Annotated in this window: 27 protein-coding genes; 13 read left to right on the plus strand and 14 right to left on the minus strand. The window is 67.3% G+C overall.

The features are described from left to right. Positions 1 to 91 precede the first annotated feature (91 nt). Positions 92 to 1,243, plus strand: a complete 1,152-nt coding sequence (locus tag NN4_RS20720) for a class I SAM-dependent methyltransferase (RefSeq protein WP_147133813.1) — start codon at positions 92 to 94, stop codon at positions 1,241 to 1,243. 127 nt (positions 1,244 to 1,370) lie between these two features. Continuing rightward, positions 1,371 to 2,234 (plus strand): Bax inhibitor-1/YccA family protein, encoded by an 864-nt coding sequence (locus NN4_RS20725; RefSeq protein WP_135233257.1) that lies wholly within the window; start codon positions 1,371 to 1,373, stop codon positions 2,232 to 2,234. A 131-nt stretch (positions 2,235 to 2,365) separates the two neighbouring features. On the opposite strand, the gene NN4_RS20730 is transcribed toward NN4_RS20725, so the two are convergent. From NN4_RS20730 to NN4_RS20740, 3 genes are read right to left on the minus strand one after another with little or no spacing between them, the layout of a single operon-like run. After that, a complete protein-coding gene (locus tag NN4_RS20730) occupies positions 2,366 to 3,586 on the minus strand; it encodes an acetyl-CoA C-acetyltransferase (RefSeq protein ID WP_135233256.1) in 1,221 nt (406 codons plus the stop codon). 40 nt (positions 3,587 to 3,626) lie between these two features. Further along, positions 3,627 to 4,625, minus strand: coding sequence for an SGNH/GDSL hydrolase family protein (locus NN4_RS20735; RefSeq protein ID WP_246180982.1), 999 nt, complete (start codon positions 4,623 to 4,625; stop codon positions 3,627 to 3,629). Positions 4,626 to 4,671: 46 nt separating this feature from the next. After that, on the minus strand, positions 4,672 to 5,133 hold the full coding sequence (locus NN4_RS20740) for a hypothetical protein (protein WP_147133816.1): 462 nt from the start codon (positions 5,131 to 5,133) through the stop codon (positions 4,672 to 4,674). Between the two features lie 109 nt (positions 5,134 to 5,242). Between NN4_RS20740 and NN4_RS20745 the strand changes: the two genes are divergently transcribed. After that, entirely contained in the window at positions 5,243 to 6,634 is a 1,392-nt protein-coding gene (locus NN4_RS20745) for a cystathionine beta-synthase (RefSeq protein WP_135233253.1), read from the plus strand. A gap of 197 nt (positions 6,635 to 6,831) precedes the next feature. On the opposite strand, the gene NN4_RS20750 is transcribed toward NN4_RS20745, so the two are convergent. After that, complete coding sequence (locus tag NN4_RS20750) at positions 6,832 to 7,638, minus strand: DUF72 domain-containing protein (RefSeq protein WP_147133819.1); 807 nt, start codon at positions 7,636 to 7,638, stop codon at positions 6,832 to 6,834. Positions 7,639 to 7,667: 29 nt separating this feature from the next. Next, positions 7,668 to 9,056 (minus strand): purine-cytosine permease family protein, encoded by a 1,389-nt coding sequence (locus NN4_RS20755; protein ID WP_147133823.1) that lies wholly within the window; start codon positions 9,054 to 9,056, stop codon positions 7,668 to 7,670. Positions 9,057 to 9,414: 358 nt separating this feature from the next. On the opposite strand from NN4_RS20755, the gene NN4_RS20760 reads away from it, so the two are divergent. Further along, positions 9,415 to 10,548 carry an AbrB family transcriptional regulator gene (locus NN4_RS20760; RefSeq protein ID WP_147133826.1) on the plus strand — a complete coding sequence of 378 codons (1,134 nt, stop codon included), beginning with the start codon at positions 9,415 to 9,417 and terminating at the stop codon, positions 10,546 to 10,548. Positions 10,549 to 10,640: 92 nt separating this feature from the next. Here NN4_RS20760 and NN4_RS20765 read toward each other — a convergent pair whose 3' ends face one another. Beyond that, on the minus strand, positions 10,641 to 11,096 hold the full coding sequence (locus tag NN4_RS20765) for a DUF4254 domain-containing protein (RefSeq protein ID WP_147133829.1): 456 nt from the start codon (positions 11,094 to 11,096) through the stop codon (positions 10,641 to 10,643). A 437-nt stretch (positions 11,097 to 11,533) separates the two neighbouring features. Here NN4_RS20765 and NN4_RS20770 point away from each other — a divergent pair, with 437 nt between their 5' ends. Further along, on the plus strand, positions 11,534 to 12,409 hold the full coding sequence (locus tag NN4_RS20770) for a mechanosensitive ion channel family protein (RefSeq protein ID WP_135233248.1): 876 nt from the start codon (positions 11,534 to 11,536) through the stop codon (positions 12,407 to 12,409). Between the two features lie 78 nt (positions 12,410 to 12,487). Here the strand turns inward: NN4_RS20770 and NN4_RS20775 are convergent, their stop codons facing one another. Next, positions 12,488 to 12,862 carry a DUF6401 family natural product biosynthesis protein gene (locus NN4_RS20775; RefSeq protein WP_147133832.1) on the minus strand — a complete coding sequence of 125 codons (375 nt, stop codon included), beginning with the start codon at positions 12,860 to 12,862 and terminating at the stop codon, positions 12,488 to 12,490. Positions 12,863 to 13,074: 212 nt separating this feature from the next. Beyond that, positions 13,075 to 14,250: an acyl-CoA dehydrogenase family protein gene (locus NN4_RS20780; protein ID WP_107659213.1), complete on the minus strand. Its 1,176-nt coding sequence runs from the start codon at positions 14,248 to 14,250 to the stop codon at positions 13,075 to 13,077. Positions 14,251 to 14,436: 186 nt separating this feature from the next. Between NN4_RS20780 and NN4_RS20785 the strand changes: the two genes are divergently transcribed. Next, positions 14,437 to 15,582: a cystathionine gamma-synthase gene (locus NN4_RS20785; protein WP_107659212.1), complete on the plus strand. Its 1,146-nt coding sequence runs from the start codon at positions 14,437 to 14,439 to the stop codon at positions 15,580 to 15,582. Positions 15,583 to 15,726: 144 nt separating this feature from the next. Here the strand turns inward: NN4_RS20785 and greA are convergent, their stop codons facing one another. Both greA and NN4_RS20795 read right to left on the minus strand, forming a co-directional pair. Next, positions 15,727 to 16,221, minus strand: coding sequence for a transcription elongation factor GreA (greA, locus tag NN4_RS20790; RefSeq protein WP_040738717.1), 495 nt, complete (start codon positions 16,219 to 16,221; stop codon positions 15,727 to 15,729). 299 nt (positions 16,222 to 16,520) lie between these two features. Beyond that, entirely contained in the window at positions 16,521 to 17,018 is a 498-nt protein-coding gene (locus tag NN4_RS20795; RefSeq protein WP_246180983.1) for a DUF4307 domain-containing protein, read from the minus strand. Between the two features lie 117 nt (positions 17,019 to 17,135). Between NN4_RS20795 and mca the strand changes: the two genes are divergently transcribed. Together mca and NN4_RS20805 are read left to right on the plus strand one after the other, a co-directional pair. Beyond that, a complete protein-coding gene (gene mca, locus NN4_RS20800) occupies positions 17,136 to 18,002 on the plus strand; it encodes a mycothiol conjugate amidase Mca (RefSeq protein WP_147133856.1) in 867 nt (288 codons plus the stop codon). Then, entirely contained in the window at positions 18,002 to 18,268 is a 267-nt protein-coding gene (locus NN4_RS20805) for a hypothetical protein (protein WP_147133860.1), read from the plus strand. The genes mca and NN4_RS20805 overlap by 1 nt, the downstream gene beginning before the upstream one ends. Positions 18,269 to 18,296: 28 nt before the next feature. Here NN4_RS20805 and rnc read toward each other — a convergent pair whose 3' ends face one another. Continuing rightward, positions 18,297 to 19,031: a ribonuclease III gene (gene rnc / locus NN4_RS20810; protein ID WP_147133863.1), complete on the minus strand. Its 735-nt coding sequence runs from the start codon at positions 19,029 to 19,031 to the stop codon at positions 18,297 to 18,299. Positions 19,032 to 19,438: 407 nt separating this feature from the next. Here rnc and NN4_RS20815 point away from each other — a divergent pair, with 407 nt between their 5' ends. Next, positions 19,439 to 19,729 (plus strand): hypothetical protein, encoded by a 291-nt coding sequence (locus tag NN4_RS20815; RefSeq protein ID WP_147133866.1) that lies wholly within the window; start codon positions 19,439 to 19,441, stop codon positions 19,727 to 19,729. A 10-nt stretch (positions 19,730 to 19,739) separates the two neighbouring features. Here the strand turns inward: NN4_RS20815 and NN4_RS20820 are convergent, their stop codons facing one another. Next, complete coding sequence (locus NN4_RS20820; RefSeq protein WP_147134010.1) at positions 19,740 to 20,132, minus strand: VOC family protein; 393 nt, start codon at positions 20,130 to 20,132, stop codon at positions 19,740 to 19,742. Between the two features lie 432 nt (positions 20,133 to 20,564). On the opposite strand from NN4_RS20820, the gene NN4_RS20825 reads away from it, so the two are divergent. Further along, positions 20,565 to 21,143, plus strand: coding sequence for a TIGR03086 family metal-binding protein (locus NN4_RS20825; RefSeq protein WP_147133869.1), 579 nt, complete (start codon positions 20,565 to 20,567; stop codon positions 21,141 to 21,143). Between the two features lie 4 nt (positions 21,144 to 21,147). Here NN4_RS20825 and NN4_RS20830 read toward each other — a convergent pair whose 3' ends face one another. Further along, the gene (locus tag NN4_RS20830) at positions 21,148 to 21,333 is read right to left on the minus strand and encodes a hypothetical protein (protein WP_147133876.1); all 186 of its coding nucleotides are present in this window, start codon (positions 21,331 to 21,333) and stop codon (positions 21,148 to 21,150) included. Between the two features lie 338 nt (positions 21,334 to 21,671). Here NN4_RS20830 and NN4_RS20835 point away from each other — a divergent pair, with 338 nt between their 5' ends. Then, positions 21,672 to 22,592, plus strand: a complete 921-nt coding sequence (locus NN4_RS20835) for a serine hydrolase (RefSeq protein WP_147133879.1) — start codon at positions 21,672 to 21,674, stop codon at positions 22,590 to 22,592. Here NN4_RS20835 and NN4_RS20840 read toward each other — a convergent pair. After that, entirely contained in the window at positions 22,544 to 23,488 is a 945-nt protein-coding gene (locus tag NN4_RS20840) for a LysR family transcriptional regulator (protein ID WP_246180987.1), read from the minus strand. The two genes, NN4_RS20835 and NN4_RS20840, sit on opposite strands and share 49 nt — an antisense overlap. A gap of 89 nt (positions 23,489 to 23,577) precedes the next feature. Between NN4_RS20840 and NN4_RS20845 the strand changes: the two genes are divergently transcribed. Further along, on the plus strand, positions 23,578 to 24,564 hold the full coding sequence (locus tag NN4_RS20845) for an MBL fold metallo-hydrolase (RefSeq protein WP_246180984.1): 987 nt from the start codon (positions 23,578 to 23,580) through the stop codon (positions 24,562 to 24,564). Between the two features lie 99 nt (positions 24,565 to 24,663). After that, the gene (locus tag NN4_RS20850; protein WP_186818537.1) at positions 24,664 to 25,764 is read left to right on the plus strand and encodes an FAD-dependent monooxygenase; all 1,101 of its coding nucleotides are present in this window, start codon (positions 24,664 to 24,666) and stop codon (positions 25,762 to 25,764) included. Positions 25,765 to 25,938 lie beyond the last annotated feature (174 nt).

Genomic DNA, 25,938 nt, shown 5'->3' on the forward strand with positions numbered 1-25,938 from the left:
CCAGTCGATCGGCCGGAGCCTGCGGGGCACGCCGGAACCGGTTTGCCGGGGCCGATGTGACGTTGGGGCAACGATCTAGCACACTTGAGGCGTGGCAGCCATCGAGGACGTTCTGAGCCGACTGCGGCGGTATCCAGATGTGGAGGCGTTAAACCTCTACGCTGTAGATGCCGCCGATCGGCTGATCCTGGATGTCGCCGACGAGGCGCTCGCCAGCACTGATAGCGGAAAGATAGCCATAGTCGGCGACGCATACGGCGCGCTGACCATCGGCGCGGTGACTGCTCACGACCTGCGCGGGGTCCGCGTGCACCAGGATCTGCTCACCGGCGAACTCGCCCTGGCCAACAATGCCCGCGCGCTCGGCCTCAGCGACCGCTACACCGCGTATCCGCTCGGCCGCGAGCTGCTCGCCGATGTCCGGGTGGTGCTGCTGCGGCTGCCGCGGGCGCTGGCCGGGCTGACCGAGGTCGCCGACGCCATCGCGCGCTACGCCGATCCCGAGGTGGTAGTGGTCGCGGGCGGCCGGGACAAGTATCTGACGAAGTCGATGAACGACGTGCTGGCGCAGTCGTTTTCCGAGGTCCGGGCCAGCCGTGGCCGGCAGAAATCGCGCACCCTGCTGGTCAGTGGGCCGAAGCCGGTCGGTGACCCGCCGTTCCCGGTGCGCGACCGGCTCGATGACCTCGATCTCGACGTGGTCGCGCACGGTGCCGCCTTCTCCGGCGCCCGGCTCGACATCGGCACCCGGTTCCTGCTGGAGCACCTCAAGTGGATGAAACCCGATGCGCGCGAAGCGATCGACCTCGGGTGCGGCACCGGGATACTGGCCGTAAAGCTGGCCAAGGCCCGGCCCGCCCTCAAGGTGCTCGGCACCGATCAGTCGGCGGCCGCGGTGGCCTCGGCCAGGGCGACGGTGGCGGTCAACGGGGTAGCGGACCGCGTGACGGTGGTGCGTGACGACGCGATGTCCTCGGCCGCCGACAACAGCGCCGACCTGGTGCTGTGCAATCCGCCCTTCCACGTCGGCGCCGCCGTGCACACCGGGTCGGCGATCAAGATGTTCGCCGAGACCGGCCGCGTGCTGCGGCCCGGTGGCGAGCTGTGGACGGTGTTCAATTCGCATCTGAATTACCGTGGCGTGATCGAGCGCATGGTCGGGCGCACCGAGGTAGTCGGTCGCAACCGCAAATTCACGGTCACTCGATCCGTGCGTGGCCTACACGACGCGCAGCAGCGGTAGAGTCCGTTTTGTCCGCCTGCGCGCTGTCCTTATCGGGAACTAGCGCCGGGCAGTAAACGTTGTACCCAGCAGTTGGATATCGAGCGCGAGCTCGACGAACAGCGGCAACGACCAGAAAGGGACGCAGGTGCGTAGCACAAGCAATCCGGTTTTCCGAAACTTGCCCAAGCAAGAGGGCAATGGCTACGCCAACTTCGGCTCAGGCGTGGCCGGGGCGGGCCAGTTGGGTCAGCAGTTCGGTAATCAGTACGGACAGCAGTACCAGCAGCCGCAGCCGTACCAGCAGGCGCCGGGCACCACCCGGGCGATGACCATCGACGACGTGGTGACCAAGACCGCCATCACGCTGGGTGTGCTCGCACTGTCGGCCATCGTCTCCTACGGCTTCAGCAACGCGGACCCCTCGCTGGCGAAGTGGTTCGTCATCGGCGGTGGCCTGATCGGCCTGGTGCTCGTCCTCGTCGCGACCTTCGCGAACAAGATGGACAACCCGGCTCTGGTGCTCTCCTACGCGGTGTTCGAGGGCTTGTTCGTCGGCGCGCTGTCGTTCATGTTCACCGACATCAGCTTCGGCGGGGCCGGCGGCAGCGGGATGATCGCGCAGGCGGTGCTGGGCACCTTCGGCGTCTTCGCGGGCATGCTCGTCGTCTACAAGACCGGTGCCATCCGCGTCACGCCGCGCTTCACCCGGATGATCGTCGGCGCCATGATCGGCGTGCTGGTCCTGGTGATCGGCAACCTGGTGGCCGGCTTCTTCATCTCCGGCGGCCTCGGCCTGCGCGACGGTGGCCCGATCGCCATCATCTTCAGCCTGGTGGTCATCGCGATCGCCGCGTTCAGCTTCCTGCTCGACTTCGACGCCGCCGATCAGCTGATCCGCGCTCAGGCGCCGGAGAAGGCGGCCTGGGGCGTCGCCCTCGGCCTGACCGTCACCCTGGTCTGGCTGTACGTCGAGATCCTGCGCCTGCTGAGCTACTTCAACAACGACTAGTACCAAGCGGTTTCGACCGCCTGAGCTGACAACGGGTGGTTGCCGGAAACGGCAACCACCCGTTTGCGTCCTGAGACAGATGAGGGCGGTCATCCGCTTGCATGACCGCCCTCATCTGCGTGCTAGCTATCTCAGCTCAGGCGCTCGATGACCATCGCCATACCCTGGCCGCCGCCGACGCACATGGTCTCCAGACCGAACTGCTTGTCGTGGGTCTGCAGGTTGTTGATCAGCGTGGTGGTGATGCGGGCACCGGTCATGCCGAACGGGTGGCCCAGCGCGATGGCGCCACCGGAGACGTTCAGCTTGTCCTCATCGATCTTCAGCTCGCGGGCCGAGCCGAGCACCTGCACCGCGAACGCCTCGTTGATCTCGACCAGGTCGATATCGTCGATCGACTTGCCGGCCAAGGCGAGTGCGCGCTTGCACGCCTCGATCGGGCCGAGGCCCATGATCTCGGGGGACAGACCCGAGACGCCGGTGGATACGATGCGGGCCAGCGGGGTCAGGCCGAGTTCCTTGGCCTTGGTGTCGCTCATGATGACCAGCGCGGCGGCGCCGTCGTTGAGCGGACAGCAGTTGCCGGCGGTGATCGTGCCGTCGGGGCGGAAGACCGGCTTCAGCTTGCTGACCGCCTCGTAGGTGACGCCGGCGCGCGGGCCGTCGTCCTTGGACACGACGGAGCCGTCGGGCAGCGTGACCGGGGTGATCTCGCGCTCGAAGAAGCCGTTCTTGATGGCTTCCTCGGCCCGGTTCTGCGACCGGACGCCCCAGTGGTCCTGCTCCTCGCGGGTGATCCCGGTGAAGCCCGCGACGTTCTCCGCGGTCTGGCCCATCGCGATGTAGGCATCGGGGATGAGGCCGTCTTCGCGCGGGTCGTGCCAGACGCCCGCGCCGCCCTCGGCGGTCTTCGCGGTGCGCGCCTGCGCGTCGGCGAAGAGCGGGTTCTGGGTGTTCGGCCAGCTGTCGGCGGAGCCGTTCTTGTACCGGGACACCGTCTCGACGCCCGCGGAGATGAAGACGTCGCCCTCGCCCGCCTTGATCGCGTGGAAGGCCATCCGGGTGGACTGCAGCGACGACGCGCAGTAGCGGTGCACGGTGGTGCCGGGCACCAGGTCGTAGCCGAGCTGGACCGCGACGATCCGGGCCATGTTGAAGCCGGACTCGCCACCGGGGGAACCGCAGCCGAGGATCAGGTCATCGATCTGGTTGGGGTCCAGGGCGGGTACCTTGTCGAGCGCCGCGCGGACGATCTGGGTGGTCAAATCGTCGGGCCGCATGTCGACCAGCGATCCCTTGGCCGCCCGGCCGATGGGGGAGCGGGCGGTCGAGACGATGACAGCCTCAGGCATGAGGACTCCTTTGTCTGAAGGAACGTGCGAACCGCGGTTGTTACTCGCGGGTTCCTATCGAATCTACGTCGCGCCCCAGGGGACTGGCAGCCGGGGTCGCCTCGCCCAACGCCTCGAGCAGCACCGGAAGTAGCTGGGCCGCGGCCAGCTCGTAACCGGCGGCCGAGGGGTGGAATCCGTCGGCGGCGAAAAGGAGTTCGGGCTGGGCGCGGAATTCCGGAGCGAGCAGATAACCCATCGGCACCGGACGGCCGCCCGCGACGGCGGTGGCCACCGTCTGCGCCTTGGCCAGCCGAACGCTCCAGTTGTGCACCACCGTGCGCAGCGGCTGCGGAATCGCGGTGACCGTGCCGAGATTCGGGCAGGTGCCGACCACCACCACGCTGTCGGCCCGGCGCAGTCGCGCGACCGCGGCGGCCAGCCTGCGCGCGGAGGCGCGCACCGAGTGCTTCTTGGTGATGTCGTTGGCGCCGATGAGGATCACCGCGGCGTCCGGCGGCGGGCCGGCCACGAACATGGCGTCCACCTGACCGGACAGACCCTTGGAGGTGGCGCCGGAGATCGCCTTGGTGCTCAATCGAATTCGCTGCCCGGTAGCCATGGCCAGGCCACGGGCCAGGCGGACGCCGGGCACCTCGTCGGCGACCACGCAGCCGACGCCGGCCGCGGTGGAGTCACCGAAGATCATCAGGTGCAGGTCCGCGTGCTTGCCGGTGCGCCAGCGTTCCGGCGTCAGGCAGCCCGCCGTGTAGATCCCGTCGGCTTCCGGCGGTTTCGAGGTGTCGCGGCCGATCACGCCACGCGCCGCGCCTGCCTGCGCCATCAATAGTCGAGAGGCCGCCCACCATGCGGTGCCCGCGCTGGAACCGGCCAAGACTGTTGCGGCACCGGTCACCGCGGCCGTCCGCCAGCCGATGCGTGGTGCACGCTCCCCCGCCTCTCCGCGCCTTTTGCCGACGAGTAAGAGCCGGGTGAGTTGGATCGCGGGCCGCCGGTCGAGTACGTGGCCGATTTTGGGCGTACCCGGTGAGTTACCCATGTACTTACGAAATCAGTTGTAGCGGTTGAGGGCAACCGGAACGGAGTCAAGCGGGCACGGCGAAGGCACCGCGGGCGGGAATGTTCGCGTGATCGGTGGTGACGGTGACCTCGACCAAACCTGGGCCGGTGTCCTGGAGCAGTGAATACTGCATGCTGCCGTAGAGGCCGGACACGATCGTTTCTTCGTAGCTGCCCACTGCGCCGGTGTTGGTGTTGCGCCAGGCCACGGTGGTGCGGACCTCGCACAGCGGGGCCAGCGGATAGTCGCCCGGCCCGATGCCCGCGACGGGCAGCGCGCGCATATTGAGGATTGCCCGGCCCGGCCACGCCGGGCCGACATCGGCCCAGGTCCGGATGGTGGTGCCGCACCAGCCGCCGTAGGCGAGCGTGGGCACCTGCGGGAATTCGATGGTCACTGCGTTCGCCTGCGCGCCCGGTCCGGCCAGCGCGGCCAGTGCCGCTCCGGCCAGCACAACGCCGGCCTTGGCGATGTTCGGCTGCTTCATGGTTCGGATCCTAAATGGGCGTTTGCTGGAATCCCGGTTTGTCGCGGCGGAGGGGGTTGCGCGTGGCGTGCGCGAACTCACACCGGGACCATCTGGAACTATGGGTCGCATGCGCATCGCCGACCATGTAGTGGACCTCATCGGCAATACGCCGCTGGTCCGGTTGAACTCTGTTGTAGGCCCGAACGCCGGACTGGTGGCGGCCAAGATCGAATACCTGAATCCGGGTGGTAGCTCCAAAGATCGGATCGCGGTCAAGATGATCGACGCGGCCGAGCAGTCCGGGGCGCTGAAGCCCGGTGGCACCATCGTCGAACCCACCTCCGGCAACACCGGTGTCGGCCTGGCGCTGGTCGCCCAGCAGCGCGGCTACCACTGTGTCTTCGTCTGCCCGGACAAGGTGAGCGAGGACAAGCGCAACGTGCTGCGCGCCTACGGCGCCGACGTCGTGGTGTGCCCGACCGCCGTCGCGCCGGAGGATCCGGCCAGCTACTACAGCGTCTCCAACCGCCTGGTCGGCGAGATCGACGGAGCGTGGAAGCCGGACCAGTACTCCAACCCGGGCGGCCCGGACAGCCACTACGAGACCACCGGCCCGGAGATCTGGCGCGACACCGAAGGCAAAGTCACCCATTTCGTCGCGGGCGTCGGCACCGGCGGCACCATCACCGGCGTCGGCCGCTACCTCAAGGAGGTGTCCGGCGGCCAGGTCAAGATCATCGGCGCCGACCCGGAGGGCTCGGTGTACTCCGGCGGCACCGGACGGCCGTACCTGGTCGAAGGCGTCGGTGAAGACTTCTGGCCCTCCGCCTACGACCCGGCGATCCCGGACGAGATCATCGCGGTCTCGGACGCGGACTCCTTCGACATGACCCGCCGCCTCGCCCGCGAGGAAGGCCTGCTGGTCGGCGGCTCGTGCGGCATGGCCGTGGTCGCGGCCATCGAGGTCGCCAAGCGCGACCCGGACGCGGTCGTGGTGGTGCTGCTGCCCGACGGCGGCCGCGGCTACCTGTCGAAGATCTTCAACGACCAGTGGATGAGCTCCTACGGCTTCCTGCGCGAGCGCCTCGACGGCAGCACGGTCGAACCGCTGGTCGGCGACGTGCTGCGCGGCAAGTCCGGCGAACTGCCCGACCTGGTGCACACCCACCCGTCGGAGACCCTGCGCGACGCCATCGAGATCCTGCGCGAGTACGGGGTGTCGCAGATGCCCGTGGTCGGTGCCGAGCCGCCGGTGATGGCGGGCGAGGTCGCGGGCAGCGTGTCCGAGCGCGACCTGCTCTCCGCGGTGTTCGAAGGCCGTGCGCACCTGACGGATTCGGTCGGCAAGCACATGAGCCCGTCGTTCCCGCTGATCGGTGCGGGCGAGCCGATCTCGGCGGCGACCAAGGCGTTGTCGGATACCGACGCGCTGATGGTCGTCGAAGAGGGCAAGCCCGTCGGTGTCATCACCCGGCACGACCTGTTGGGCTTCCTGAGCATCGGCACCCTCGGCCACTGAGCTGATCCGCTGATCCGCTGATCCGCCTCTCCGCTGATCCGCCTCTCCGCGTATTCAGGCCAGATCTAGGCGCCGGAGCCGTGACGTCGCCGCGCCCGGCGGTGGTGCGGTTTGTCAGTCAGCCCGTACCCGGTGAGTTACCCATGTGCTCGCGAAATCTGCTGTCGTGGAAAGCCGGGGCCTGTTGCAGGCCCCGGCTATTCGAGGCGGGCGCGCAGGGCTAGGGCGTCGCGGGGAGCCATGACTTTGGCGTCGTTGTCGAAGTAGCAGTAGACGTCGTGGTCGGCGGACCAGGTGCGGATCTTGGCGGCCCACATGTCCAGGCCTTCATCGGTGTATCCGCTGACGTAGAGCTCGTCGTGACCGTGTAGCCGGATGTAGACGAAGTCGGCGGTGACCTCCTCCATCAGCGGGTACTTGCCTGCGGCATCGGCGATTACGAGTGCGATCTGGTGCTTGGTCAGCAGCTCGGTGAACTCCGGGGTGACGAAGCTGGGGTGCCGGATCTCCAGCGCGTGCCGCAGCGGCCGGTCGGCGTCGGTGGTTGTGAACGCCGGATCCACCCGACGGTCGTGCCGTTTCGCGATCTCGACGGCGTGCGTGGTGCTGCGCGGGAGGTGGTTGAAGAAGGTGCCGAGCAGCTCCGGATCGAACTGGAAGTTCGGCGGCAGCTGCCAGAGGATGGGGCCGAGTTTCGGGCCGAGGGCCAGCAGCCCGGAGGCGAGGAAATTCGCCAGCAGTTCGTCACCGTCGCGCAGGCGCTTCATGTGCGTGATGAATCTGCTGCCCTTCACCGCGAACACGAAGTCGTCCGGCGTCTGACTCGACCAGTTCTGATAACTCGACGGACGCTGCAGCGCGTAGAAGGAGCCGTTGATCTCAACGCTGTTCAGCTGCTCGGACAGGTAGGCGAGCTCGCGCTTCTGCGTGACGCCCTTCGGATAGAAGACGCCACGCCACGGCGGATACACCCAGCCCGAAGTGCCGATCCGGATCTCACCCATGACTCCATCGTGGCAGCCGCGGCCACCGGCTAGCCGGATTTGCCGACCGCGGCCCGCTCTTTCCGCAGCGTCGCGACCCGGCCGACAACCCACGCGACCAGCATCGCGGCCAGGAACGACAGCAGCGACGCACTCATCCACGCCTGCTTGGTGAAGTGCAGCTTCTCCTGCACATCCACCCAGAACTCGGTCCACACCCCGGCATCGCCCGGGTTGATGAGCTGATAGACCGAGAGCCCGGCCAGCCAGGCGGTGATCATTCCCCAGCGCGGCGGGGCATCGGTGGCGGTGTTCCACTCGCCCTTCGCGCGCAGGAAGAAGTCGGCGACCAGTACCCCGAGCAGCGGCACGAACACCGAACCGATCAGGCCGAGGAAGGCGAAGTAGTTCGCCATGTTCAGCTGCAGCGCGAGCAGCGTGATCAAGGCGCCCAGACCGATCGACAGGATCCGCCGGTCGATGCGCGGCGCGAGATTCTGGATCGAGAGCGCCGTGGAGTACACGTTGGCGAAGGACTGATCGGCCTCGCGCAAGACGAACACGAAGAAGAACAGCCCGCCGAGACTCACCTGGAGGAACGGCGAGTACTGGCCGTCGCCGGTCGCCCGGGCCAGCGCGAACAACCCGAGGGTGTAAGCGACGATCTGGGTGATCGCATAGGCCCCGCTGGCCGCGCCGAACGCCGTGCCGGTGCTGCGCGAGTGCCGGGTGTAGTCGGCCGCGACCGGCATCCAGGAGATGGACACCGCGAGCGCGGCGTCGGTGGCGATCCAGAAGAGGTTCCAGTCGGCGCCGAACGGGCCGCTGCCGTGCGGGCCCGGATTGGCCGACAGGTCAGGCAATCCGGTGCGGAAGAACTGGATATAAAACCAGACCAGCGCGATCACTACGCCGATCGTGACGAACCGGCGCAGCAGCCGCACCGAGCCGAGCGGCCAGATGGTCAGCGCCGTGGTCAGCACGCCCGCGGCCACGACATAGAGCCAGTGCGGGCCACCGCCGAACAGCTCGTCGGCCGCGTCGCCGATGACGATCAATTCGAAGGTGCCCCAGCCGATCAGCTGGGCGATGTTCAACACGGTGGGCAGATAACTGAGTTTCGCGCCGAACAGGCCGCGCAGCAGCACCATCGCGGGCTTGCCGGTCTTGGCGCCCGGCACGGCGGCCAGGCCGAGCATCAGCCCGCCGACAACGGTGCCGACGATCATCGCGAGGATGCCCGCGGAGATGGAGATCTGCGGTACGCCATCGGAATTCGGTGCCAGCACGGTGTACGCGCCGGAGAAGGCGATGAGGCTGACACCCAGATTTGCCCAGAATGCGCTCTGGTCCCAGAAGGACAGCACCTTCGGGGCGGGCTCATCGAGGGTGAAGGGGGCCTCGTGCCGTTCGGAGTTGTGCAGGGTCGATGCAGACATGCCCGAAACGCTCTTCCTACGCCGGCATTACCCGGACAGGTTCATGCGGTCGGCGAAGCGCTGGGGTCCGCCCTCTCAGCCCGGCCGTGCCCGAGCTCCCGCGGTGGGGGTGGTTCGGGCGAATAGTACACGCGGCAGCTCGGCGGCCACGGGGCCGCGCGCTCGGACGGCGGTGAGCTTCGAGTTCGCTCGAGTGTTTATCCGTAATCTCGTGGGTAGTACGAATAAGGAATGCGGACGCGCGAATGTCCGCTCTGAACAGGGAATTGGCATTGTGCGTTCAGGATCACACCAGCTGTTAACCCTGATAACGGAGATGTAACGGTCTGTTCACTAGGCACCGCGAGGATTACTAGGTATGACGCGCAGGCAAGTGATCGGATGGGTAGCTCTGCTGGCCTCGGTGCTTGCCGGGGCGACGTTACTCGATCGCGTGCATTTTCCGGCGCCGCAAATGATTCTAGCGATCGTCGTCGGTGGGGCGCTGGCGTTGGCCGGGAAGTTGCCGGCCCCGATGCCTCGGCAGCTCTCGTGCGGTGTGCAGTCCATGCTCGGGGTGTTGATGGGCAGCTACCTGGAGATCTCGCTGCTGTCGAGTATCGGGATGGCGCTGGTGCCCGTGCTGGCCGTCACGGTGGCGACGCTGCTGATCAGTCTGCTGGTCGCGGTGGTGTTCGCCCGTTTCGCCCACGTCGAGTTGCCGACCGCGACGCTCGGACTGCTGGCCGGTGGTTCCGCGGCCGTGGTCGCGGTGGCCGACGATATGGACGCCGATCCGCGGCAGGTGGCGTTCATGCAGTACCTGCGGGTCGCGCTGGTCGCGGTGAGCGCGCCCGCCCTCGGCGCATTGCTGAACAACAGTGGCGAGGGCCTGGTCACCGAGCATGCGACGCTCGGCGCCGCGGTCACCAATCCTGATCTGCCGTACTGGATGATCGTCGGGCGCGGCGATCAGGTCGCCGGGTTGTCCATCGCGGTGATGCTGTGCGTGCTCGGCACCAGAGTGGGCAAGCGGCTCAACCTGCCGAGCCCCGCGCTGATCGGGCCGATGCTGATGACCGCGGTGCTCACGGCGCTGGGCGTCAGCCACGGGTACGCGCCGACGAATCTGTTCAAGGATCTGCTGTTCGTGCTCATCGGTTTCGAAGTGGGCACCCGCTTCACCAAGCCGGTCGTGCGCGAGATGGCCCGGATGATCCCCGGCATGACGGTCACCATTGTCGCGCTGTCCGCCATCGTCGCCGGCCTCGCCTTCACCGTCGCCACCTTCGTCGACCTCCAGCTGTCCGACATCTACCTGGCCACCACACCGGGCGGCATCAACGCCGTGCTGGCCACCGCCGAGTCGATGGATGCCAACCTGCCGTTGATCACCTGTGTGCAGAGCATGCGATTGCTGCTCATGGTGTTGATGCTGCCGCTGCTGGCGAAGGCGATGCGGTGGTTTTCGGCGCGGCAGTTAGAGATGCCGGAACCCGAGTTAGCGGTCTGACCCGGCCTGCGCGGACACTTTCACGCGCCGTATCGCGGTTTTCGGCGCGGTGCGGCGATAACTGTCCATTCAGGCCGGGTTCCCGTGCGCCACTACGCCTTCCGTACCGCGCCGACGATGAGATCGGTCCATTCATCGGCCAACGAGGCGAGGCGATACCACGCCGCGTGGACTCGATCGTCGGACACCTTCTCGGCGGTGTGCAGCAGATGGCTGGCGTGCGCGTGTGCCGCGGCCATGCGATCGACGGTGGCACCGAGGGATCCGGTGCGCAGGTGCTCGGTGCACCCGCGGCGGGGCACCTGCGTGGCTACCCACTTGTCGATGGCGGCGACCAATTCGGCTCGACGGCAGTCGATTCCCGCGGCCGCGAGCGGATTGCCGTGGCGCTGCCGGTGCAGGGTGGCCAACTTGCGGGCCCAGTCGATCAAGGGGTGGTCGGTGTTCGGATCGCCCTGGCTACTGGCGAAGGCGGCGACCAGCTCGCGCTGATCCGGCAGGGATCGAGCGGTGCCGCGGCCGGGGAGGGCGTGATCACGCACGAACATCGCGGGCTCCCAGCGGGCGGTGGCGCGTCGCGGCGCGATCGACCGGCCATCGGCCGATGGGGTCGGCGGTCTGTGTGTTCATCGTGCTCCTCCGGGTGACGTCAGGCGGGAGGCATTGCCCTGATGCCGGATCCGGGGATAAGCGTGCGCCACCCACCTCGGCGTGTCGGTGACATCGAGATGGCACAGCGATGACAGGTCGTAACAATCTTCTCCGCATCGCGTCGGGCCGCATTGTGAGGAAGACCGACCGGTTCGCGGCGGTCGACTATGGACCGTACGGATCCGCGTGCCGCAGCGACGAGTAGTCGCGCCGAATGACTCAATGTGGCAAATTATCTGCAAACGAATGGTTCGAGTTATGTGGCAGGGGTATAACCGGCATTGAAGCAGCCTCGGCAAACGCCATGGCGTAATCGGATAGCGAAGGGATGGGCATGTACACCTCCAGTTTGGCTATCGATTTCCAGAAGGGGTTCTCGGACGCGTGGAGTTCGGTGGCCACGTTCGTCCCCAAGCTGGCCGGATTCATCGTCATCTTGCTCATCGGCTGGATCGTCGCGAAGGTCGTGTCGACGATCGTGGACAAGGTGCTCGACCGGCTCGGCTTCGATCGCCTGGTCGAGCGTGGCGGGCTCAAGCAGATGATGTCGCGCAGCCGCTACGACGCCTCCGATCTGCTGGCGAAGCTGGCCTACTACGCGATCCTGCTGATCGCGCTGCAGCTCGGCTTCGGCGTCTTCGGTCCGAATCCGGTGAGCGATCTGCTCGACGGCATCGTCTCCTGGCTGCCGAAGGCTGCGGTCGCGATCATCATCGTGGTTATCGCGGGTGCCATCGCCTCCGCGGTGCGTGACCTGGTCGGCAACATGCTCGGCGGGTTGTCCTACGGCGCGATGATCGGCCGGATCGCCGCGGTGTTCATCTGGGGTGTCGGCATCGTCGCCGCGCTGAACCAGATCGGGGTGGCCATGTCGGTCACCATGCCGATCCTGATCACCGTGCTGGCCACCATCGGCGGCATCCTGGTGGTCGGCGTCGGCGGCGGCATGGTTCGCCCGATGCAGCAGCGCTGGGAGAACTGGCTGAGCGGGCTGGAAGAGGAGATGCCCGCGGTCAAGGGGCACGCCGAGGCCTACTCGCGCGGTCGCGAGGATGCCTCGCGGGAGCAGCTCTGGATGGATCAGCAGGCGGCCCGTGGTCAGCACGCGCAGCAACAGCAGTGGGACCAGGGTGCGATGCAGGGTGGTGGCGGCTCGTACGAGCAGTCCGGTGAGTACATGGGGTACCGCGATCCGGGCGACCGGCGCTAGGCACCCTGCTCGGTTCGAATGACGAACGCGTCCGCCGTGGGCTCTCGGCCTACGGCGGACGCGTTTGTTCTATGGCCGTCAGACGGGCTGCAGGGACGGGTGCAGGCAAACGCTCGCCAGGCGCAACTGCACCCAGTCAGCGTTCGCCCAGCTGCCGAGGTCGCCCGGTGCCGTGCTGGTCATCGACGCACCGCGATCGGCCGCGGCCTCGCGCACGTGATCGAGCAGTCCGCGTGCGTAGCCGGCGAGCAGCACGCTCACCGGAACGCGCGCGGATTCCTCGACGCCGAGGGTGAGGATGTCGCGCACCGCGGCGGCGTGCTGATCCAGCGCCGCCGACAGCGCGGGCAGCTCCGCGGCCGCGGCAAGCGCCGGTACCCCGTGCGTCTTGTGCAGGCGGTTCAAAATCTTGCGCGCCGACACTTCGAGCAACGCGGGGCCCAGCAGAAACATGTTCCTATGCTAGCAACCGGCGAGTCTTTATAGAACTGTGACGCTTCACCCAGTCGCTTTTGCTGGAAAAGTGCGCTCCAGCAAATTGTCCGCACGAAAATCATTGGGGCAGAACCGGTTCGCGAAGCCACTCATAAAGGCGACTGACCGGTACGAATTCGGTGCGGCCGAACGTACGGTGGCCGGGCGTCGAGTTCAGTCCACGGACGCCGTCACCGGAAGGCGTTGGCGTCGGTGAGCGCGCGCCCGAGCACCAGCTGATGCACCTCCGCCGTGCCCTCGTAGGTGAGCACCGACTCCAGGTTGTTCGCGTGGCGCAGCACCGGATAGTCCAGCGTGATGCCGTTCGCGCCGAGAATGGTGCGACATTCGCGGGCGATCGCGATGGCCTCCCTGGTGCTGTTCAGTTTCCCGGCGCTGACTTGCTCGGGTGTCACCACGCCGCGATCCTTCAACCGGCCGAGGTGCACGGCGAGCAGCTGACCCTTGCCGAATTCCAGAGCCATGTTCGCCAGCTTCGCCTGCGTCAGCTGATACGCGGCCAGCGGCTTGTCGAACACCTCGCGGGTGCGCGCGTAATCGATGGTCGCGGCCAGACAGTCGCGGGCCGCGCCGAGCGCGCCGAAGATGATTCCGAACCGTGCCTCGCTCAGGCAGGCCAACGGCGACGCGAGCCCGCGCGACTCCGGCAGCACCGCATCGGCGGGCAACCGGACATCGTCGAAGTCCAGTTCGGCGGTCACCGAGGCGCGCAGCGACAGCTTGCGGTGCATCTCGCGCGCACTGAATCCCGGCGTCCCGGCGGGCACCAGGAAGCCGCGGATCACCTGCTTGCCCTCGTCCTCGGTCTGCGCCCACACCACCGCGATGTCAGCCACCGAGCCGTTGGTGATCCACATCTTCGAGCCGTTGAGCACCCAGTCGGTGCCGTCGCGCTTGGCCCTGGTCCGCATGCCGCCCGGGTTGGACCCGAAATCAGGTTCGGTGAGCCCGAAGCAGCCGAGCGCACGGCCCGCCGCCATCTCCGGCAGCCACTGCTGCTTCTGCTCCTCCGAGCCGTACTTGTGGATCGCGGTCATCGCCAGTGAGCCCTGCACCGACACCATGCTGCGCACGCCGGAATCGACCGCCTCCAGCTCCTGGCAGGCCAGCCCGTACATGGTGGCCGACATGCCGGCACAGCCGTACCCCTCCAAATGCATACCGAGCAGCCCGACCTCGCCCAGCTGCGGCGCGATCTCGCGGGCCGGGAAGGTGCCTTCCTCGAACCAATCCGCGATATGCGGTCGCAGGCGTTGATTCGCGAAGGTCGCGACGGCATCGCGGATCTCGCGCTCCTCGTCGGACAGCAGGGAGTCGATCGCGAACAGTTCTTCCACAGTCACCATGCGCTAAGCCTAAATGGGGAGGGCGCCGGTGAGATCAGGGTCACCGCAGGCGCTTCTCGGAAAATTTTCGGTGCAACGGGCTCAGCTGCGGAACTAGATCGGAATCGTCGGACGAATACCGGACACGCGCCAACTGTGGAGCACCAGGGGGTTGCCCAGAAATCGCCCCTGATTAGGCTGGCCATCATGAGTGAGCTGGGGTTCTCCACACGGGCCGTGCACGCAGGATTCGATCCCGACCCGCAGACCGGCGCGGTGAACGTGCCCATCTACGCGAGTTCGACGTTCGCCCAGGACGGCGTCGGCGGCCTGCGTGGCGGTTTCGAGTACGCCCGCACCGGCAACCCGACCAGGTCCGCGCTGGAAGCCAACCTCGCCGCGCTCGAATCCGGTACCTACGGCAGGGCATTCGCGTCTGGCATGGCCGCCACGGACTGTGCCATCCGCGCCACGCTGCGCCCCGGTGACCACATCGTCATCCCGGACGACGCCTACGGCGGCACCTTCCGGCTGATCGACAAGGTGTTCAGCCAGTGGGGCATTGAGCACTCGCCCGCGCACGTCTTCGACGTGGACGAGATGCGCGCGGCGATCCGGCCGAACACCAAGCTGGTGTGGGTCGAGACCCCGACCAACCCGCTGCTGAGCATCGGTGACATCCCGGCGCTTGCCGATATCGCGCACGGCGCGGGCGCGAAGCTGGTGGTGGACAACACCTTCGCCACCCCGTACCTGCAGCAGCCGCTGCTGCTCGGCGCCGACATCGTCACCCACTCGACCACCAAGTACCTCGGTGGTCACTCCGATGTGGTCGGCGGCGCGTTGATCACCAACGACCCCGAACTCGACGCGGCGTTCGCGTTCCTGCAGAACGGCGCGGGCGCGGTGCCCGGCCCGTTCGATGCCTTCCTCACCCTGCGCGGCACCAAGACCCTGGCCGTGCGGATGGACCGGCACTGCGACAACGCGGAGACCCTCGCCGAGTTCCTGTCCCGGCACCCGGCGATCTCCCAGGTGATCTACCCCGGCCTGCCGGAGCACCCGGGCCACGCGGTCGCCGCCAAGCAGATGCGCCGGTTCGGCGGCATGATCTCGGTGCGGTTGCACGGCGGCCCGGACGCGGCCCGCGACTTCTGCTCGCGCACCAAGGTATTCACGTTGGCCGAGTCGCTCGGCGGGGTGGAGTCGCTGATCGAGCACCCGGCCGCGATGACGCACGCGTCCACCGAAGGCTCCGTGCTGGAGGTGCCTGCGGATCTGGTGCGGCTGTCGGTCGGCATCGAGGACGCCGCCGACCTGCTGGCCGATATCGAGCAGGCGCTCGGCGGCTAGGAGCCCACGGACATGACGAAACGGCCGCACCTGGAATCCGGGTGCGGCCGTTCGTGTCTCAGGGGAAGAACTCGGCCGTGGCGCGCGCTGCCGAGCTGCGCGCCGCTGCGTCCGGGGAGGGGCGCAGCGCGACGGCCGAACGCGTCAGCTGTGGTACGGCTCCGCGCTGACCAGGGTGACCTTCATGGTCTTGCCGTTGGGCAGGGTGTACTCGCGCGTGTCGCCGACCTTCGCGTCGATCAGCGCACCGCCGAGCGGGGACGCCGGCGAGTAGGTCTCCAGCTTGGAGTCGTTCAGGCCCTCTTCGCGGGTGGCGATGAGGAAGGTCTCGGTGTCGGACTCGTCGCCGTCGTAGTAGACCTTGACGACCGAGCCGGGGAGTGCGACGCCGGACTTGGTGGGCGCGACGCCGACCTTGGCGTTGTTCAGCAGCTCCTGCAGCTGGCGAATACGCGCCTCCTGCTGACCCTGCTCCTCGCGCGCGGCGTGGTATCCGCCGTTCTCCTTGAGGTCGCCCTCTTCACGGCGTTCGTTGATCTCGGCAGCGATAACGGGACGATTGGCAATGAGCGCATCGAGTTCGCCCTTGAGCCTGTCGTGCGACTCCGGGGTCAGCCAAGTCACTTGCGTCTCAGTCATCTCGATCACTCCCTAGTAGTTGTTCCCGGCGGGCCGGGATTCCCTGATAACTGCCGCAGTACCCACCCGTGGGGCGGGCACGCACCAGTCGACGGCTAGAGCGATCCTGGGAAGTTCATCGAACCCCGACAGACCCGGTTCCGGACAAAGCTCGTAACCCGGAACAGATAGCGCTGGCCGCCAATGCAGCAAACACGGCTCCGAACCCCGGAACCGTGTATCAGGCCATTTTAGCATGAATCACAAACGTGCAGGTCGGAGTTAATTTCGAGGACAACCGCTGCGGCAAAAGCGGCAAATCACCCTGCTCGGAGATAGCTGGGGACCTCGGCACTGCAGCCGTAGATACTGCTCGACGCCGGTCGTGAGGACGCCTTGACCATGGTGGTCTGCTCGATCGTGCCGCTGGTAGACGGGGCGATCAGGACCTCTCGACGGCCGACCTCGACACTGTCGCGCGCCATGGCCCGAACGAAGCATACGACGGGCTGTGCGGGATCTTTGCGGGTGACCTTGATCCGGATCGTCATCGTCGAGTCGTCGACCACCACGTAGCCCAGTTGTTCGGACTCGATGTCCTTGGGGCCGTACTTCTGGTAGCCGATGTAGGCGATGCCGCAGCCGAGCAACACCACGACGAGGCTGAGCGTCACCGGCAGCCAGCGGCGGTCGACGGGAGGTTTGGTGCCGTACCGGTCGGTCGGCCTGTTGTGTGTCGCCGGGACCGTGACGTCAGCAGCGGTCGCGGATTCATCGGGCGCGTCCGCACCGGGCGAGGTTCCATCGCGCTGGCTCAAGGTCGCTCCCGGGGGGTACGTCGGAACAAAAGTCGGTCGAATGGAACTATAGGGAACGAAGACCAGACACCCGCGAGCGAGAGCGATGGTGAACGAGACGTGAGTGGCCTTCGCCTCATGGCGGTGCATGCCCACCCCGACGACGAATCCAGTAAGGGTGCCGCGACGACCGCCCGGTATGCCGACGAAGGACACGACGTCCTCATCGTGACGCTGACCGGTGGCGAACGTGGCAGCATCCTGAACCCCGCGATGGACACCCCCGGTGTTCTCGACCGGATCGACGAGATCCGCCGCGAGGAGATGGCCGCCGCGGCGCGCGCGCTCGGCGTGCGCCAGCACTGGCTCGGATTCGTCGATTCCGGTCTGCCGGAGGGTGATCCGCTGCCGCCGCTGCCGGAGGGCAGTTTCGCGACGGTGCCGCTGGAGGAGTCCACCGAGGCGCTCGTCCGGGTGGTGCGCGAGTTCAAGCCGCACGTGATGACGACCTACGACGAGCTGGGCGGCTACCCGCACCCGGACCACATCCGCTGCCACGAGGTGTCGGTCGCCGCGTTCGACGCGGCGGGCGACCCGGAGCGGTTCCCCGACGCGGGCGAGCCGTGGACGCCGCTGAAGCTGTACTACGACCACGGGTTCACCGCCCGGCGGATGGAAGTCTTCGCCGAGGAGTACGAGCGGATGGGTGAGCCGTTCCCGCTGCAGGAGTGGCTGGACCGGATGCGCAAGTACGTCCCGGAGCGCGGCGACGTGTTCTCCAGGGTCACCACCCAGATCGACTGCGCCAAGTACTTTCCGCAGCGCGACGACGCCCTGCGCGCGCACGCCACCCAGATCGACCCGAACGGCGCGTTCTTCGCCATCCCGCTGGAGCTGCAGCAGCGGCTCTGGCCGACCGAGGAGTTCGAGCTGGCCAAGACCAGGGTCAAGACGGCGCTGCCGGAGACCGATCTGTTCGCCGGCATCGAAGACGAGCAGCGGTGATGCTGGTTCTGCTCGCCCAGAGCCCCGGCACCCCGACCGGGCCGGAGTTCGGCAAGGCCTCCCCGCTGGGGTTCTTCATCATTCTGATCCTGCTCGCGGGCACGGTGCTGCTGGTTCGGTCGATGAACAAGCACCTGAAGAAGCTGCCCGCGACCTTCGAGCCGGACCACCCGGAGCCGGACCAGGAGGCCGACGAGGGGACCGAGCGCGGCATCACCACCCGGCCCGACGAGGCCGAGCCGGACGGGCGGACCGACAAGACCTGATTCGCGCGAGCGCGACGCGCGGGTCTTACTACTCGTCGCTGTCCGGCGCCAGCGCGGCGTAGGCGGCAGCGGCGGCGTTCTGCTCCGCTTCCTTCTTCGAGCGCCCCACCCCTTTGCCGTAGGCCACGCCGCCGACCACCGCCGTCGCGGTGAATTCCTTGTCGTGGTCGGGGCCGGTGGAGGTGATCTCGTAGCTGGGGACGCCGAGGCTGTGCTCGGCGGTGTGTTCCTGCAGGCTGGTTTTCCAGTCGAGACCCGCGCCCATCTTGGCGGCGCGCTGGAGCAGATCGTCGAACAGCCGCAGCACCACGGTGCGCGCGACGCCGATGCCGTGCTGCAGGTGCACCGCGCCGAGCAGCGATTCCATGCCGTCGGCCAGGATGCTGGTCTTGTCGCGACCGCCGGTGAGTTCCTCACCGCGGCCGAGGAGCAGGTGCGGGCCGAGGCCGCCGGGGCCGAGGCTGCGGGCGACCTCGGCACACGCGTGCATGTTGACCACCCGGGACCGGATCTTGGCCAGGTCGCCTTCGGTGCGTTGCGGATGCCGCAGATAGAGGTATTCGGTGACGCTGAGCCCCAGGACCGAATCGCCGAGGAACTCCAGTCGTTCGTTGGTCGGCATGCCGCCGTTCTCGTAGGCGTACGAACGGTGCGTCAACGCCAATGTCAGGAGTTCGTCGTCGAGTGGAACACCGAGCGCGGCAATCAGATCCGTGTGGTCGTCGGAGTTCGCGCTGCGGTACGCACCGGATTCGTCGGTCATAAGCCGCACCGCGCGGTGCCGCGCGAAATCCGGGGCCGCCCATGGGCGATACGCGGGTCGCCTGCTGACCTGCGGGAGACAACGACACCGGCGCCGCGGTGGGCCCTCAACGATCGCACGCTCGACCTTCCTGGTAGCACACCTGCATTGCGCTGCACGAACGTGAGTTTACCCACGTGCGGGCAGCGCGAATGCCTGGTCCGAACCCAGCATGCTGCGGACGAAACGCCGATCCTGTGACCGCAATCACAGCCGTGGTGGAACCGTAGGATGGAGCGATCTGTCCGGTCGCGTGGCGCAGCGGGAGCTGTGCTCGAAACATCAAGTGGGGGAATATAAATGCCGACCACACCGGCTCGACCGCCGATCTCGTCGAAGCATTGATCGGTGCGATGGGTATGGCACCGATGACCACGGCGCGGGCGTGCGCCGCCGGCCAGCCGGCCGGATCGCCGGTTGGGCTGTGTGTAGTCGGCGGCGCCGACGGCTACCAGGTTTCGGCGATCGGGCAGGGGTTCGTCGGATTTCTCAGCTTCGCGGGGCCGGGCATCGACCGCGATCTCGCGTCGTCGCCGACCGAGGCGGATCCGAGCTGGATCGTCAACGGCATCGGGCGCGGCAGGGTGTGCGTCGTCGCGTATCAGAAAGACGGCGGCGGATATCGTCAGATCGCCGTGGAGTGTCAGAACGTCGACTGACGGCCTCGGATCAGTTGGGGCCCAGCAGGTCCCACCGGTTGCCCGAGATATCGCGGAATACCGCCACCTTGCCGTACGGCTCTTGCCGTGGCGCGGTGACGAATTCGACGCCGTGTGCGGTCATGCGGCTATAGGCCGCGTCGAAATCGTCTACCTGGAGAAAGAATCCGACTCGGCCCGCCGTCTGGTTGCCGACCACCTCGGCCTGCGCGGTGCCGTCCGCGCGGGCGAGCAGCAGCCCCGTGTGGGCGCCGGGCGGGCGGACGACGACCCAGCGCTTCGGTCGCCCGTCGTTGGTCCGGGACGGGGTGTCCTCGATCAGGTCGAAGCCGAGTGCCTCGGTGAAGAAGGTGATCGCCGGGTCGTAGTCCGCGACGACGAGGGTGCAGAGGTCGATGCGCATGGTCACGACATGGTAGGCCGCGCATGTCCGAAGACGGCTGGTCGCGCGGCGCGAACCGGCAATGCGTGACAAGTTGTTTCAACCGGGAGTAACAGGTTTGAACCGCGCCTGAACTGGTTACCGAAATCTGTACGACCGGGGCGGAAATCGGAAGTGATTGTCATCTGGACGCCCACTACATAGCGCGCTCTACGGTCGCAAGGGTGTCTGCGCAACAGTTTTCAAACGTTGAGGGACGAGCGTTGCATGCGCTCTCGCCGCATTGCAGACTGTATCCGAGATGTATTCGGATCGCGCATCCGCTTAATCCCCTGGCCACCGAGAAGCACACTGCTGGCAACCTATTTCGCCGCGAGCAGCTTTCGCAACGGCCTCCGTATGTCGCCCGCCTGTGTTACCAATTCAGCCAGACCGCTCGACCGAAGGAAGCTCATGGACAACGTGATCGGACAGATCGACCGTGCTCTCGACGCGACGAGCGTGATCGTCGCCGCCTTGGACGACAGCACCTTGGCCGCGCCGACGCCCTGCCGGGAGTGGGATGTGCGCACCGTGCTGAACCACACGGTGGGCGGCATGCACGTCTTCGCGGCCGCGTTGAGCGGCACGGATTCCGGGGCCGATCACGAATCCGATTGGCTCGGCGGCGATCCGCAGGGCGCCTACGCGGCGGCGGCGGAGGTGGACCGCGCGGCCTGGCATCGGCCCGACGCGCTGGACAACACGGTGCACAGTTCGCTGGGTGCGCTGCCCGCGTCGGCGGCGGCCCTGGTGCACCTCACCGAGCTGGTGGTGCACGGCGTCGATCTCGCGGTGGCAATCGGCAGGCCCGATCTGGCGGACGACGAGTTGTGCGGCGAACTTCTCGCCACCATGCGGAGCCGGGGTGGGATCGACCAGTTCCGCGGTCCCGGCGTCTTCGATGCCGAGATCCCCGTCGCGGACGGGGAGCCCGGGCATCGTCGACTGCTCGGCTATGTCGGCCGGGAAGTGCTGGCCCGGACGCCCTAGCGCGCTAGCGGATCCGCACCACGGTCGAGGCCGCCAGCAGCAACAGCTCGCGGGCTGCGACCTGCTGGTAGTCGAGCCTGCCTGCGTGGTTGCGGTGGAGTGCGTGTTGCTCGGCATGCACCGAGGACGTCGCCGCACCGATATTCCGCGCTGCGTCGTCGTTCGGACGTGCGAAGGTGAAAATGCGCATGGCAATTCCGTCCTTTCCTTCATGGCGGGTATTCGGTCCGATTTCCTGCGCGCTCACCGCATTTCGGCACACGTCGGAAACGTAGCCGGATAGGGTGCGTGCGCGTTCCTACGCGCCGGTGGTTCGCGAAACGGACACCATCGGCTCCACGCGAATTCGAGCCGACGGCAGGTAGCGCTACCGGTCGAGCTACCGAATCCGTCGATTCGGTCGAATCGACCGTTGTCCGCGCACCGGGCGCGTTACGAACTGTATCGGGTCGAATTCGACCGGCGCATCCTATTTTTCGGCGACCTGGCGAGGTAGCGCCGCACCGGTTGCGTTCGGTCGCGCCCGATATGGCAGTTTGGGCTGTCGTGCAGGAGATCTTTCGCGACGTCGGCGTGCAGGGCTGGGTGCACGCCCGGTGTTTCGACTGCGGCGCGGAGGTGGGCTCGGGCGCCGACGAGCCGGTGGTGCTCGCGTCGGTGGTGAAGGTGCCGCTGGTGCTGGAGTTCGCCAGGCAGGTGGCGGCGGGACAGCTGGATCCGACCGATCGGGTGCGTGCGGGGGCATTGGACCGGCTCGGCGGGGTCGGCACGGCGGGTTGCCACGACGACGTCGACCTCAGCCTGCGTGATGCCGCCTTCTTCGCCATCACGCTGAGCGACAACACCGCCGCCGACCTGCTGTTCGAGCGGGTCGGTATCGACAATGTGCGCTCGCTGGTCCGCGAACTCGGGCTCGCCGGGACCCGGATCGTCGGTGCGCCGAGGCATATCGTGCAGAGCATGGTCGACGACATCGGCGCGCGGGACGCGGCCGAGTTCGCCGAGCGATTTCCGGCGCTCGCGGCGTCGGAGATCCTGAGCAGTCGTGCGCTGGATCCGCAGCGGACCACCGCGAGCACGCCGCGCGAGATGACCCGGCTGCTCACCCTGATCGGCGAGGATCGCGCGGGATCGGCCGAGGCCTGCCGCTGGGTGCGCGATCTCATGCGCCAGCAGCTGAATTGGCATCGCCTCGCGGCTGCGTTCCCGCCCGAGGTGGGGGTGTGGGCCAAGACCGGCACGCTACCCGGGGTACGCAACGAGATCGGTGTGCTCGAATATCCCGACGGAAGTCGTTATGCCGTCGCGGTTTTCACCAGGGCAGGCACGCTCGCCCAGCGGCTGCCCGAGGTGGATCGCGCGATCGGCGCCGCAGCCGCGCACGCGGTCGACCGCATTGTTCACGGCCTGCCGTACACCACGTTCCACGGCCGCTGCGCCACGTCCTGAACGGCGGCGGGCCGAGAGGCGCCGTCGCCCTGGACAACTCGCACGATCAGCTCCGCGAGCTCGGTTACCAAGGGGTGCGGCGCGTGCGCGGGCCAGGCGAGCGAGAGCCGCCACTGCATCGTGCCCGCCGGTAGCGGCCGCCAGACGACCCTCGGCTCCTTCTGTGCCACCAGGCCTTGGTCGAAGGCGACGCCGCGGCCGGAAAGCACCATGCCGAGCACGAATTCGGGGTTACGGGCGTGCTGCACCCGGGTGGGCCGGAAGCCGTGCTCCCAGCAGGTGCGCAGTGTCGCGTCGTAGAGACCGGGTGCGGCCGCGCGCGGGAAGATCACCAGTCCGAGTCCGGCCAGATCGGCGAGGGTGAGCGAAGCACGCACAGCCAGCGGCGAATCGCGCGGCAGCACGACCCCGACGGGTGTGTCGACAGCGGGACCCAGTTCCAGGCCGACCACATCCACCGGGTGTTGCAGCAGACCCGCGTCGAGCTGGCGGTCGGCGAGCAGGCGGACCTGTTCGGCCGTGGTCAGCTCCTGCAGATCCACGCGCACCTCGCGACTTTCGAACGCGGTGAGGATCGCGGCGAGTACCCGTCCCGCCAGTTCCGGCGGCACGCCGACCCGTAGCGCGTCCATCTCGCCGCGATGCGCCTTGCCGACCAGCGAGGTCGTGCGCTCCCAGCGGGCGAGTAGGTCGCGGGACTCGGCGAGCAGGATCTGGCCCGCCTCGGTGAGCTCGACCCGGCGGCTGTCCCGGTCGAACAGCCGCGCGCCCAGATCGTTCTCCAGTTTGCGGATGCGTTGGCTCAGCGGCGGCTGAGCGATGCCGAGGCGTTCGGCGGCCCGGCCGAAATGTAATTCTTCGGCGACGGCAACGAAGTACCGCAGCTGACGCAGCATGTCCACGCTGCGACGATATCGTTTTCGATATCGCCGAGCAGACCCGTCGGTCTTGGACAGCGGCGACGGTCCTGTGTTCTTGTGCCCGCATGACAGGTTTCGGACGGCGAGAATTCTTCGGTATGACGGCGGGCGCCTCGGTGCTCGCGGGTGTAGTCGCCTGTGGCGGAACGGAATCCGCGAGCCCGGCGGCGGTCTCCGGCGCTCCGGCGCCGAGTGGAATGACCCTGCGCTGGTGGGGCAACAACGGCTGGGAAATTCGGTTGCCCGGTGGCAAGACGGTTTTGATCGACCCCTGGCTGACCAGGTTTCATACCGGAACCTATACCGCCGCGGGTGCCGATCCGAATACTCCGATCACCGTCGATACGGCGCTGATCGACCGCTACGTGGACAGCGGTGAACTACGGGCCGACCACATTCTGGTGACGCACGGTCACTACGACCATCTCACCGATGTGCCGTACCTGGCGAAGAAGACCGGTGCGACGGTGCTCGGCACCGAGACCCATCTGAATCTGATGGCCGCGCTCGGCGCACCCGAGGATCAGCTCGCCATCGCCACCGGCGGTGAGCACCTGCGCTTCGACGGGTACACCATTCGCGTGCTGCGCTCGCTGCACTCGGCCTCCGGTGCCAGGGCCGCGGTGGCGTTCGCCGGTACCCGGACGGGCCTCGGTGCGAAAAAGCTGCCGGAGCCCAAGGTGATTCGGGATCTGGTCGAGGGTGGCACGCTGGCTTACGAGGTGAGCGGTGGCGAGGTGAGCGTGCTGAACCTGGGTGGCTCCAACTACATCGAATCCGAGCTGGCGGGTCTGCGCCCGGACGTGCTGTTGTTGCCTGCGGGTGGCGGCAAGATCGTCGACTACGTCGCGCGGCTACTCCAGGTGACCGGCGGACCGCGCTACGTGTTGCCCACGCACTGGGATGATTTCGACTATCCGCTCGCCGAACCGGCGCGCGACTGGGGTGGGCTCGAGGCGCTGCGCAAAGCGGTCGCTGCGGCCGGCCCGGCAAGCAAGTTCGTCACAGTTGATCACCTGGAGACCTTCACGCCTGAGGTGCACGGCTGGTGAAGTGAGCAGTTTCTGGTCTGGCACATGGGCTCTGCCGGGGCGGAAGGTGGGTGCCGTACCGGCTCGGGTGGGCCGGACAACCCACCACGAGGAGATCACATGCCGAATCCGCTGCACGTTCTTGTCGTCGGGGCCGGTGTCGCCGGGATGGCCGCCGCAGGCGCGCTGGATCGGCGCGGGCTGTCGGTGGACATCATCGAGCGGCGGACGCACAGCCCGGTCGGGGCGGGGCTCTTCTTGCCGGGCAATGCAGTTCGGGCGCTGGCCGAGCTCGGACTCGGGGATGCGCTGCGGGACGGTGTGCCGATCCGCACACAGCGCCTGCGGGACCACCGGGGTCGCACGCTCGCCGACATCGACATGGCCGCCCTGTGGCGAGGCGTCGGGCAGCCCGTGGGTATCACCTATGACCGGTTGCGGTCGGCGCTGGCGGACAAGCTGCGGCTGCCCATCCGGACCGGTGTCACCGTGCGCACGATCACCGAATCCGATGACGGCGTGGAGGTGGCGTTCAGTGATGGGACAAGTGGCCGCTATGACGTCGTGGTCGGTGCCGACGGGGTGCACTCCGAGCTGCGGCGCACGGTGCGTCCGCATGCCGAAGCCCGCTACGCGGGGCAGGTCTGTTGGCGGTACGTCACCAGCAATGCCTCGGGTATCGATGACTGGACCGTTTGGCTCGGGCGGGGCGCGACCTTCCTCGCCGTTCCGGTCGGCAAGGATCGGCTGTACTGCTACGCCGATCTGTCCATGTCCGAACCGGCTGCCGTCGCACCGGCGGGAACGGCACTGGCCGAACACTTTTCCCATTTCGACAGGGAAGTTCGAGATTTGCTCACGATCCCGGACGCCCACTTCTCCGCCATCGAGGAGGTCATCGACTCGACCTGGCGGACCCGGCGAATCATCCTCATCGGTGACGCCGCGCACGCGAGCTCGCCCAATATGGCTCAGGGCGTGGCGATGTCGGTGGAGGACGCGCTGGTCCTGGCCGAATCCCTCGGTGGCCCCGGCGAAGTCGAGCACATGCTGGCGCGCTATCGGCTGCGGCGTCTCCCGCGTACCCGGTGGGTACAGGCGCGGGCGCGGCGGCGCGACAGCACCAGGAGCATGGCCCCGGTGGTCCGTGACGCGGTGCTCCGGCTGGCAGCACCTCGAATCTACGAGCGCGACTACTGCCTGCTCCGCGATCTGCCCTGAGCCTCTGAACCCTTGCTGCACAGGACTTTCGCGCCCGGCGGTGCGCGGTTCTGGCGCGCTTGCGGTGGCGACCGAACAGTGTGACTGCATTTCCTTAGATGGGTTAACAAACTGGTCGTTCTACCGATATCAGAAGCACGCGCTGCGGATGCAGTGGCGAGAACAGCCAATCGG

The organism is Nocardia ninae NBRC 108245, from assembly GCF_007990755.1.
GTDB lineage: Bacteria > Actinomycetota > Actinomycetes > Mycobacteriales > Mycobacteriaceae > Nocardia > Nocardia ninae.